The 1,090-nt window shown below is 66.5% G+C and carries 1 protein-coding gene; it reads left to right on the top strand.

Annotation, left to right across the window (positions count from 1 at the left end; translation table 11 throughout):
- Window positions 1-102: 102 nt before the first annotated feature.
- Window positions 103-1,090 (top strand): IS481 family transposase (locus tag ITJ56_RS18100; protein WP_194632020.1); only part of this gene is annotated, 988 nt, incomplete at its 3' end.

Genomic DNA, 1,090 nt, shown 5'->3' with positions numbered 1-1,090 from the left:
TGGTTGAGCTGCGACGACTCGCTGTAGTCGTTGGGATGTGAGAAGGACCTCCTGCGGTGGAGTGGAGCTGCTTAGTTCACACACTCTCCGCAGGAGGTCCTCTTGTCCCACGCTAACGCTGCCCTGACCCCGCGCGCACGTCTCCGGATCGCGCGTCTGATCGTCGAGGACGGTTGGCCCGTCCGACACGCAGCCGTGTTCTTCCACGTGTCCTGGCCGACCGCGAAGCGGTGGGCCGATCGGTACGCGGCAATGGGCGAAGCCGGCATGCAGGACCGATCTTCTCGCCCACACCGATCGCCGAACCGCACCCAACGAGCGCTCGTGAAGCAGATCGTCGGACTCCGCTGGCGCAAACGGCTGGGGCCTGTCGCTATCGGCGGACGCCTGGGCATGCCGGCGTCCACGGTGCATGCCGTGCTGACACGGTGCCGGGTCAACCGGCTGCACCACATCGACGTCCGGACCGGGGAGCAGGTGCGCCGATACGAGCACGAGTATCCCGGCTCGATGATCCACGTCGACGTGAAGAAGCTCGGCAACATCCCTGACGGCGGCGGATGGCGCTTCGTCGGCCGAGCCCAGGGCGGGAAGAACCGAGCAGCGACTCCAGGGACGGGCCGCAGCAAGCACCGCGGAGTCCTCGTCGGAACTGCGTTCGTGCACACCGTCATCGACGACCACTCCCGCGTCGCCTACGCCGAGATCCACGAAGACGAGAGAGCGGTCACCGCGATCGGGGTGCTCCGCCGCGCGGTGTCGTGGTTCGCTGCTCGCGGCGTCCGAGTCGAGCGCGTTCTCTCCGATAACGGGTCGGCTTACAAATCCCACGCCTGGCGTGACGCATGTGCGGAACTCGACATCACGCCGAAGAAGACCCGCCCATACCGACCCCAGACCAACGGCAAGATCGAACGGTTCCACCGAACACTCGCCGACGGATGGGCATTCTCACGCCACTACCCGACCGAGTCCGCCCGCCGGACCGCCCTCCCCGGGTGGCTGCATCACTACAATCACCACCGGCCCCACACCGCCATCGGGAACCGGTCACCCATCACACGGTTGACCAACGTCCCTGGGCAGTACA

It is taken from the genome of Curtobacterium sp. VKM Ac-1376 (assembly GCF_015351025.1).
In the GTDB taxonomy this organism is placed as follows: domain Bacteria; phylum Actinomycetota; class Actinomycetes; order Actinomycetales; family Microbacteriaceae; genus Curtobacterium.
Note: the sequence above shows the minus strand (reverse complement) of the source record. Positions and strands in the feature narration are given on the sequence as shown.